This window comes from Flavobacterium sp. A45, from assembly GCF_002001005.1.
Classification (GTDB): domain Bacteria; phylum Bacteroidota; class Bacteroidia; order Flavobacteriales; family Flavobacteriaceae; genus Flavobacterium.
The window spans coordinates 71151-80838 of record NZ_MUNX01000063.1 but is presented as its reverse complement, the minus strand read 5'-3'; the positions used below and the strand labels follow the sequence as shown (position 1 = coordinate 80838).

The 9688-nt window shown below is 36.1% G+C and carries 6 protein-coding genes; all 6 read left to right on the top strand.

Annotated elements, in window-relative coordinates:
* A partial coding sequence (locus B0E44_RS05795) for a gliding motility-associated C-terminal domain-containing protein (protein ID WP_077371389.1) occupies positions 1 to 2852 on the top strand: 2852 nt, incomplete at its 5' end.
* A 36-nt stretch (positions 2853 to 2888) separates the two neighbouring features.
* Positions 2889 to 3818, top strand: coding sequence for a type IX secretion system membrane protein PorP/SprF (locus B0E44_RS05790; protein ID WP_077371386.1), 930 nt, complete (start codon positions 2889 to 2891; stop codon positions 3816 to 3818).
* A 106-nt stretch (positions 3819 to 3924) separates the two neighbouring features.
* On the top strand, positions 3925 to 5868 hold the full coding sequence (locus B0E44_RS05785; RefSeq protein ID WP_077371383.1) for an OmpA family protein: 1944 nt from the start codon (positions 3925 to 3927) through the stop codon (positions 5866 to 5868).
* A 218-nt stretch (positions 5869 to 6086) separates the two neighbouring features.
* Positions 6087 to 6512 carry a CBS domain-containing protein gene (locus B0E44_RS05780; protein ID WP_077371381.1) on the top strand — a complete coding sequence of 142 codons (426 nt, stop codon included), beginning with the start codon at positions 6087 to 6089 and terminating at the stop codon, positions 6510 to 6512.
* Positions 6513 to 6662: 150 nt separating this feature from the next.
* A complete protein-coding gene (locus tag B0E44_RS05775) occupies positions 6663 to 8948 on the top strand; it encodes an NADP-dependent malic enzyme (RefSeq protein WP_077371378.1) in 2286 nt (761 codons plus the stop codon).
* 146 nt (positions 8949 to 9094) lie between these two features.
* Positions 9095 to 9676, top strand: coding sequence for a Holliday junction branch migration protein RuvA (ruvA, locus tag B0E44_RS05770; RefSeq protein WP_077371375.1), 582 nt, complete (start codon positions 9095 to 9097; stop codon positions 9674 to 9676).
* Positions 9677 to 9688: the final 12 nt, after the last annotated feature.

Genomic DNA, 9688 nt, shown 5'->3' with positions numbered 1-9688 from the left:
CAGCCGGAACATCGGATTACACTGCAACGACTACGACAGTAACGATCCCAGCGGGACAAACCAGCGTAACGGTAAGTGTACCAACAACAGACGATGCTAGCGATGAGCCAGCAGAGAACTTTACTTTGAACGGTACGGTAACTTCAGGGAACACAAGCAATACAACTCCATTCGGAACAGCGACAATCAATGATAATGATGCGACTCCAATAGTTAGCATCAGCAGTCCAACGGTTATCGAAGGAACCAATGCTGTATTCATGGTATCTATAGATGTTCCAAGTTCAGTGGACACAGTAGTTGATGTTGTAACCAATACCGGTACAGCCGGAACATCGGATTACACTGCAACGACTACGATAGTAACGATCCCAGCGGGACAAACCAGCGTAACGGTAAGTGTACCAACAACAGACGATGCTACCGATGAACCATCAGAGAATTTTGCTTTGAACGGTACGGTAACTTCAGGGAACACTAGCAATACAACTCCATTCGGAACAGCGATAATTAATGATAATGATGCGACTCCAATAGTTAGCATCAGCAGTCCAACGGTTATCGAAGGAGCCAATGCTGTATTCATGGTATCTATAGACGTTCCAAGTTCAGTGGACACAGTAGTTGATGTTGTAACTAATACAGGTACAGCCGGAACATCGGATTACACTGCAACGACTACGACAGTAACGATCCCAGCGGGACAAACCAGCGTAACGGTAAGTGTACCAACAACAGACGATGCTACCGATGAACCATCAGAGAGTTTTGCTTTGAACGGTACGGTAACTTCAGGAAACACTAGCAATACAACTCCATTCGGAACAGCGACAATTAATGATAATGATGCGACTCCAATAGTTAGTGTAGCAGCAAGTCTAGCTAATGCCTCTGAACCAATAACGAATGGTGAGTTTACATTTATCTTAACAAATCCAATTGCTACAGATACTCAAGTAACTTATACTGTAACGGGAACTACGGCTAATGGAATTGATTATGTAAATATTTCTAATACTATTATTATTCCTGCAAATACAACTAGTGTTTCAATTCCAGTGATAGTGACAGATGATAATGTATTCGAAGGATCAGAGACTGTAGTTATTACATTAGTTAGTACTAACAATTCAGTTACGGTAACCACGACACCAGCTGATGCAACTGCTACGGTAACGATAGGTGATGATGACCTTCTACCACCTGCTCCTCCGACTATTTTTGCTGCTGATGATAATATTGACCCAATCGTAGGGATCAATGTTGCTCAAACTATTTTGAATGTACTTACTAATGATCGTGTTGATATAGCGAATGCTACTCTAAGTAATATAGTGCTATCAACTGTAAATCACGATCAAACAGGTTTTATGACATTAAAAGCTGATGGTACGGTTGAATTAGCTCCAAATGCACCAGCTGGTACTTACACATTAACTTATTCTATCTGTAGTCAATTGAATTCTACAAATTGTGATACTGCTACAGTTACCTTAATTGTTATAGCGCCGACAATGACAATAACCACTAATAGTTATTGTTCTAATGATGTGCCTTATGTTTCATATAGTGTAGTAGCAGATAATTTTACACCAACAGGATTGTTAACTATAAATTGGATTGATAGTTCAAATAGAGTGGTAGCAACACAAAGTAATATGCAATTAACAGGGAATGTCCTTTGGCCAGGAGCAGTAGTTGATGGGAATAATAACCCAACTGATTGGCCAGGTTGGTTATTGGTAAATGGACAATGGATTCAAGGGGTAGATGGATACGAATTAACAAGGCCGGCTGTGACTATGGAGTTTGTATTAAATCCATCACAATCAGTGACTGTGAATTATCCAGCAGCAACATCTGGTTGTGCAGCATCACCAAGATTTGGCATTAAAGCAAATAATGATGATGCGGGTACCATAGATGGGTTAGTTGCCTCAAATGGAATTTTTAATGCAATTGCCAATGATACTTTTAATGGATTGCCTATAAATCTGGCTGATGTAGTTTTAAGCTTTACTCCAAGCTCGAATTTCACGATGGGAGCTAATGGATTGCTAAATGCATTGTCTAATATACCAGGTGGTACATATACATTGGCCTATAGTATTTGCGAAAAAACAAATCTGAGTAATTGTAGTACAGCTACTATGACAGTATTTGTATCCAGACCAAGTATTGCATTGGTGAAAACTGCCCAATTCAATGATGAAAATGCTGATGGTTATGCCCAAGCTGGTGAAACTATTACCTATAATTTCGAAGTAACCAACACAGGAAATGTTCCATTAACGAATATAAATATTGTTGATCCCTTACCTGGAGTTGTTATGACAGGAAGTCCATTAACATTGAACGTAGGAGAAACCAATTTAACCCATTTCCAAGGAATATATGTGATTAAGCAAACGGATATTAATAAAGGATCCATTTCGAATCAGGCTACAGTTTTTGGAACGGGTCCAAATGGTAGAGTGGTTCAGGATATATCAGATGACATAAATATTGTCAATGACAACCCTACGGTATTGACAGTTTCAGGATGTGCAATTAAAGTGTACAATGCAGTAACACCAGATGGAAGTGATAAATATGATAAGTTGGTTATACAAGGATTAGAATGTTATCCAGACAATTCAATAGAGATTTTTAATCGTTGGGGAGTTTTAGTGTTTGAACGCGATCATTATAACAATGATGATATAGTGTTTAGAGGTATTTCTGAAGGTAGGGTTACAGTCGAAAAATCACAAGAATTACCAGCGGGAACCTATTTTTATATACTGAAATACAGAGACAGTGATTCCAATGCTTTTGAGAAATCAGGTTACTTGTATTTGAATAGAAAATAGTAAGATAAGCCCCAAATTATAAATAAAATACAGCATATGAAAACAAAAATAATCGGGTTGGTGGTAATGCTTTTCACTATTGTCAGTTCAGCCCAGCAAGATGCACAATATACCCAATACATGTATAATACGATTGTGGTTAATCCAGCCTATGCAGGATCCAGGCAATCGATGAGTATATTTGCTTTGCATCGAAATCAATGGGTTGGGGTAGACGGAGCCCCAGTAACGAATACTTTCTCTATTAATACTCCTTTAAATGAAAGTAAATTGGGATTGGGATTGTCTGTTGTAAACGATAAAATTGGAATTTCTACAGAGAATAATATTGCGGTGGATTTTTCATATACAATACCAGCATCGGAGAGCTATAAACTCTCTTTTGGATTAAAAGCCAGTGCCAATTTGTTAAGTATAGATTTTAGTAAACTTACTTATCAACCTGGTGATCCTAATTTGTATCAGGATAACATCGATAATAAATTTTCTCCTAATATCGGAGTTGGATTCTATTTGCACTCTGATAATAGTTACATCGGAATATCGGCACCGAATTTGATTGAAACCGAACATTTTGATAAATCAGCGACATCGAGTTCTTCAAGCAATATTGCTACAGAGAAAATCAACTATTATTTGATAGCGGGTTATGTGTTCGATTTGAATCCAAGCCTAAAATTGAAACCGACTTTGGAAACCAAATATGTTCAAGGAGCTCCTTTGCAAGTGGATGTATCTGCCAATTTCATGATGAACGAAAAATTTGTTGCAGGACTTGCTTATAGATGGAGTGCCGCAATGAGTGCTATGGTAGGATTTCAAGCCAGTGATTCATGGTTTATTGGATACAGTTATGATTTTGATACTACTGAATTTGCGAAATACAATTCCGGTTCTCATGAAATCTTTTTGCGATACGAATTGTTCAATAAATACGATAAAATAATCTCCCCAAGATTCTTCTAAAAACCGAAACCTATGATGTCGTCTTTAATTAGAAGTTTGCGTGAGCAAATGTCAAAAAGTAAAAAGGCGATGCATATATGATCACTGACAAATAAATTTTACATATATGAAAATTAAAAATTTACTATATAGTCTGTTCTTTAGTGTTTTCTTTTTATGCGGATTTGCCCAAAAAGCAACCGAAAGCAGAGCTGAAAAAGATTACGATCGTTTTGCTTATGTAGATGCGATCGATAATTATGAGAAAGTTGCTGCAAAAGGACACCAAGACGAGAAAATGTTTCAAAAACTAGGGAATGCCTATTACTTTAAAGCTGAATTTTCACAGGCTTTAAAGTGGTATGAGCAACTTTTTACCTTATATCCCAATCAAGAGCCAGAGTATTTTTATCGTTATTCCCAGACTTTAAAATCCAAAGGAAATTATGCTAAAGCAGATCAAATGCTTGAGCAGTTCAATCAAAAAACTAATAATGATAAAAGAGGGATTCTGTTCAAAGACAATCGAAATTACCTTGAAGAAATCAAAGCCAATTCAGGTCGCTTTCAAGTAGTGGATGCTGGAGTAAACTCAGTTTTTTCTGATTATGGTAGTTCGTTTTTGGAAAATAAATTGGTGTTTGCCTCAGCCAGAGATACTGGAGGCGTGTCTAAAAATGTGTTTAAATGGACCAATAAATCTTTTACCAATTTGTATTGGTCCGAGATTAAATCAGACGGAGAAATGGGAGTGCCACAGCGATTCGAACGTAAGATTAATTCCAAGTTCCACGAATCTACACCTGTTTTTACGCAAGACGGTCAAACGATGTATTTTACCCGAAACAATTTTATTGACGGCAAAAGAGGAAGAGATACCAATAAAAACACTTTGCTTAAATTATACAAAGCCACACTTGATAAAGAGGGTCAATGGAGTGATGTAGCAGAATTACCATTCAATAGTAGTGAGTATAGTGTTGCACACCCCACATTGAGTGTTGATGAAAAAACGCTGTATTTTGCTTCGGATATGCCCGGAACATTAGGGCAATCGGATTTGTTTAGAGTCATAGTAAATGCCGATGGAACCTATGGAGTTCCAGAAAATCTTGGTCCCGAAGTTAATACCGAAGGAAGAGAAACTTTTCCTTTTATCTCCAAGGATAACGAATTGTATTTTGCAAGTGATGGGAGACCAGGTTTAGGTGGATTGGATATTTTTGTGGCTAGAATAGGAACAGATAACAGCTTTTATAGTTTACAAAATGTAGGTGAACCGATTAATAGTAAGCAGGATGACTTTGCTTTTTTAATTAACAGTAAAAATAGAAACGGATTTTTTACCTCTAATAGAGAAGGAGGTCAAGGATACGATGATATTTATAGATTTGTTGAGAATAAAAAATTGACTTGTGAACAAACGCTATCGGGATTGGTAACAGACTCGGATTCAGGTGAAATTTTAACGAATGTTAAGATGAGTTTGTTTGATGCCAATTTCAAGCCGCTGCAAGTGGTTCAAACCGATGCACAAGGACGTTATAGTTTTCCTGTGGACTGTGGTAAGACCTATTATGTAAGAGGTGAAAAAGAGGATTATCAGACTAATGAGGTTTCTGTCAAATCAAAAACTTTTTCTGGCAGTAAAGACCTTCCCATTGCGTTGGAGCGTCGCATCAAACCAATAAGTGTTGGAACTGATTTAGCCAAAACACTGAATATTCCGATTGTTTATTTTGATTTAGATAAATCTTCCATTCGTAAAGATGCGGCTTATGAATTGGCAAAAGTATTGGCTGTGATGCAAGAATACCCTGAAATGAAAATCGAGGTGCGATCGCATACAGATAGTCGCCAAACGGCTAAGTATAATGATAAATTATCAAATAAAAGAGCCAAAGCCACTGTGGATTGGTTAGTAAAAAACGGCATCAATTCGGTTCGCTTGATCGGAAATGGTTACGGGGAATCTCAGTTGGTAAATAATTGTTCTGATGGCGTGATATGTACTGAAGAAGAGCATCAAGCCAATAGACGAAGCGAATTTATTATTGTTTCGATGAAATAATTGTTTGGTTAGAATCTAGTCTGATTATATTGTAAAAAATGGCTTTGCTGGGTACAAGTGTGCAATTAATACAGTTTGTAAATTTTGGGAGGTAATTAGAAGCATAATAGTTTTGTTAGTATATCCAGCAAAATTATTTTGGTAAAGAAGTTTTTTGATTTTTTTTACTTTCCGTATATGTTTTTTTTCTAAATTTAACATTCTAAAATTTATCCATTATGACTGTAAATCAAATACTAAGCACAAAAGGAAGGTCCGTTTTTTCAATTGTTTCGACCATTACTGTTTTCGAAGCCTTGAGGGTTATGGGAGAGAAAAATATAGGGGCAATTCTTGTAATTGAAGAAGGGGCTTTAAAAGGAATTTTATCGGAAAGAGATTATGCCAGAAAAATTGTTTTAAAAGATAAATCTTCAAAGAAAACACCTGTAAGTGAAATCATGGAAAGTGATGTGGTAACCGTTAAACCATCGGATAATTTGGATTATTGTATGGAATTAATGAGTAAAAGGAGAATTAGACATTTACCAGTGATTGAAAATGGAGAGATAGTTGGGCTTGTCTCAATTGGGGATGTTGTAAAGTCGATAATAGAAGTTCAAAAAGAAACCATAAAACATTTGGATTCTTATATTTCACAATAACAGTTAGTTATAAATACTATAGAGTAGCTACATCATGTGTAGCTATTTTTTTTGGTTATAAATTATCTTAAATTTTAATAAAAGGAAGGGATAAAGGCTTCTGTTTTAAAGGAAGTCCGTTACCTTTGTGTATAAGAAAAAAAATAAAAAATGGATAAAAACAGTAAAAGAAGAGAAGCGTTATTGTATCACGCAAAACCAACTCCAGGTAAAATCCAAGTAGTTCCTACCAAAAAATATGCAACCCAAAGAGATTTGTCTTTGGCTTATTCTCCAGGAGTTGCTGAACCTTGTTTGGAAATTGCAAAAGACATCAATAATGTTTATAAATATACTGCTAAAGGGAACTTAGTGGCCGTTATCACAAATGGAACTGCCGTTTTGGGACTTGGTAACATTGGGCCAGAAGCTTCAAAACCAGTAATGGAAGGAAAAGGTCTTTTGTTTAAAATATTTTCTGATATTGATGTGTTTGATATCGAAATTGGGACCGAAAATGTTGAAGAATTTATCCAGACAGTAAAGAATATTGCGCCAACTTTTGGTGGAATAAATCTTGAAGATATTAAAGCGCCAGAATCTTTTGAAATCGAGCGTAGACTTGTTGAAGAATTGAATATTCCGGTAATGCACGACGATCAGCATGGAACAGCAATTATATCTTCAGCAGCCTTAATTAATGCATTAGAATTGGCTGATAAAAAAGCAGAAGATGTAAAAATGGTTGTGTCTGGTGCGGGCTCAGCAGCTATAGCCTGTGCCGATTTGTATGTTTTATTAGGAGTGAAAAGAGAGAATATTTTAATGTTCAACAGTAAAGGTCTTTTGACCAAAGATAATTCTGCTTTGTCTGAATTACAATTGAAATATGCTGTCGAAGGAGCTTCTCTTACCCTTGAAGAAGCATTAACAGGAGCCGATATTTTCTTGGGGCTATCTACCGCAAATGTGATGACTCCTGAAATGTTATTGGCAATGGCAGATAATCCTATTGTTTTTGCCATGGCAAATCCAGATCCTGAAATTGCATACAATCTTGCTATTTCAACACGTAAAGATGTTATTATGGCAACAGGACGTTCTGATCATCCTAATCAGGTAAATAACGTACTTGGATTTCCATATATTTTTAGAGGAGCACTTGATGTTCGCGCCACCAAGATCAATGAGGCTATGAAAATGGCTGCCGTAAAAGCACTTGCTGCCCTTGCCAAAGAGAATGTTCCAGAACAAGTAAATATAGCTTATGGAGCTACTAAATTAGGTTTTGGTAGAGAATATATCATTCCTAAGCCTTTTGACCCTAGGTTGATTGCTGTTGTTGCGCCTGCAGTTGCCAAAGCCGCAATGGAATCAGGTGTGGCATTGAATCCGATAACGGATTGGGAAAAGTATGAGGAAGAACTTTTGAATCGTTTGGGTAATGACAATAAGATGATCCGAATGATTACCAATAGAGCCAAAACCGATCCTAAGAGAATTGTTTTTGCGGAAGCGGAACAACTCGATGTTTTAAAAGCAGCCCAAATTGTTTATGAAGAAGGTATTGGGTTCCCAATTTTATTAGGGAATAAAGAAATCATATTGGAATTAAAAGAAGAACTTGGTTTTGATGCTGATGTTCAAATTGTAGATCCAAAACTTGACGAAGAGCAAGAAAGAAGAACAAGATACGCTACAGAATTATGGGAGTCTAGAAAAAGAAATGGAGTTTCACTTTTTGATGCTGAAAAGTTCATGAGAGAGAGAAATTATTTCGCTGCAATGATGGTGAATACTGGTGAAGCTGATGCTTTAGTTTCTGGACATTCCAGAAGTTATCCTTCAGTTGTGAAACCGATGTTGCAAATAATAGGCAAAGCCCCGAATGTTTCTTTGGTGGCTACCACAAATATTATGATGACTAATCGTGGTCCGATGTTTTTGTCGGATACGGCGATAAATGTAGATCCAACTGCTGAGGAATTGGCTAAAATTGCTGTAATGACTGCCAATACTGCAAAAATGTTTGGGGTTGAACCCGTGATTGCGATGGTATCGTATTCAAATTTTGGTTCTTCTGTGAATAAAAGTGCTTCAAAAGTGAGAGAAGCTGTAGCTTATTTACATGAAAATCATCCGGAAATTATTGTTGATGGTGAAGTTCAAGCTGATTTTGCTTTGAATCCAGATATGTTGTCTGCTAAATTCCCTTTTTCAAAACTAGCTGGAAAAAAAGTAAACACCTTGGTTTTTCCAAATCTAGAATCTGCAAATATTACTTATAAACTCTTGAAAGAGTTGGATAAAGTAGGTTCAATCGGACCAATTATGATGGGAATGAAACATCCAGTTCACGTTTTTCAATTGGGTGCCAGTGTTGAAGAAATGGTAAATATGGCTGCAATTGCAGTAATTGATGCACAAGAAAAAAGTTTAAGGTTAAAAGGGAAATAGATTTAAAAGTACCCAGAGATTAAAATTTGAGATTTTAAGATTAAAATGTAAGGTGTTGGTTTATACTCTAAAAGGGACTCCATTAAACGCAATACATTTGTCTTTTAATCTCAAATTTTATTATATTTGAACAGATAATATATTTTATGATAGCACATTTACAAGGAAAATTAGTAGAAAAATCACCTACAGATGTTGTGATAGACTGTAGTGGAGTTGGTTATCACGTAAATATATCTTTGCACACTTATTCATTACTTCCCAATGCCGATTTTATAAAACTTTATACGTATCTTCAAATAAAAGAAGATGCCCATACTTTGTTCGGTTTTGTGGAGAAATCAGAAAGAGAAATTTTTAAAATGTTGCTGTCGGTATCTGGAATTGGAGCTAGTATTGCACGAACAATGCTTTCTTCTTTGGATCCCAAACAAATTATTAATGCGATTGCTTCGGGAGACGTGGTTACCATTCAAAAAATAAAAGGAATTGGTAGTAAAACGGCTCAAAGAGTAATTCTTGATTTAAAAGAAAAAGTGTTAAAATTGTATGATTTAGATGAAGTTTCAATGTCATTGAGCAATACAAATAAAGATGAGGCGTTATCTGCTCTAGAGGTTCTTGGTTTTGTTCGAAAAACATCTGAAAAAATCATTGAAAAAATCATCAAAGAAGATCCAGAAGCTACTGTGGAGACTATAATTAAAAAAGCTTTAAAAAACTTATAAGAGGATATTAGA

What these genes read in the sequence shown, in the direction of transcription:
- B0E44_RS05785 (WP_077371383.1), top strand. Translation starts at nt 3,925, where the DNA reads ATGAAAATTAAAAATTTACTATATAGTCTGTTCTTTAGTGTTTTCTTT.
- B0E44_RS05780 (WP_077371381.1), top strand. Translation starts at nt 6,087, where the DNA reads ATGACTGTAAATCAAATACTAAGCACAAAAGGAAGGTCCGTTTTTTCA.
- B0E44_RS05790 (WP_077371386.1), top strand. Translation starts at nt 2,889, where the DNA reads ATGAAAACAAAAATAATCGGGTTGGTGGTAATGCTTTTCACTATTGTC.
- ruvA (WP_077371375.1), top strand. Translation starts at nt 9,095, where the DNA reads ATGATAGCACATTTACAAGGAAAATTAGTAGAAAAATCACCTACAGAT.
- B0E44_RS05775 (WP_077371378.1), top strand. Translation starts at nt 6,663, where the DNA reads ATGGATAAAAACAGTAAAAGAAGAGAAGCGTTATTGTATCACGCAAAA.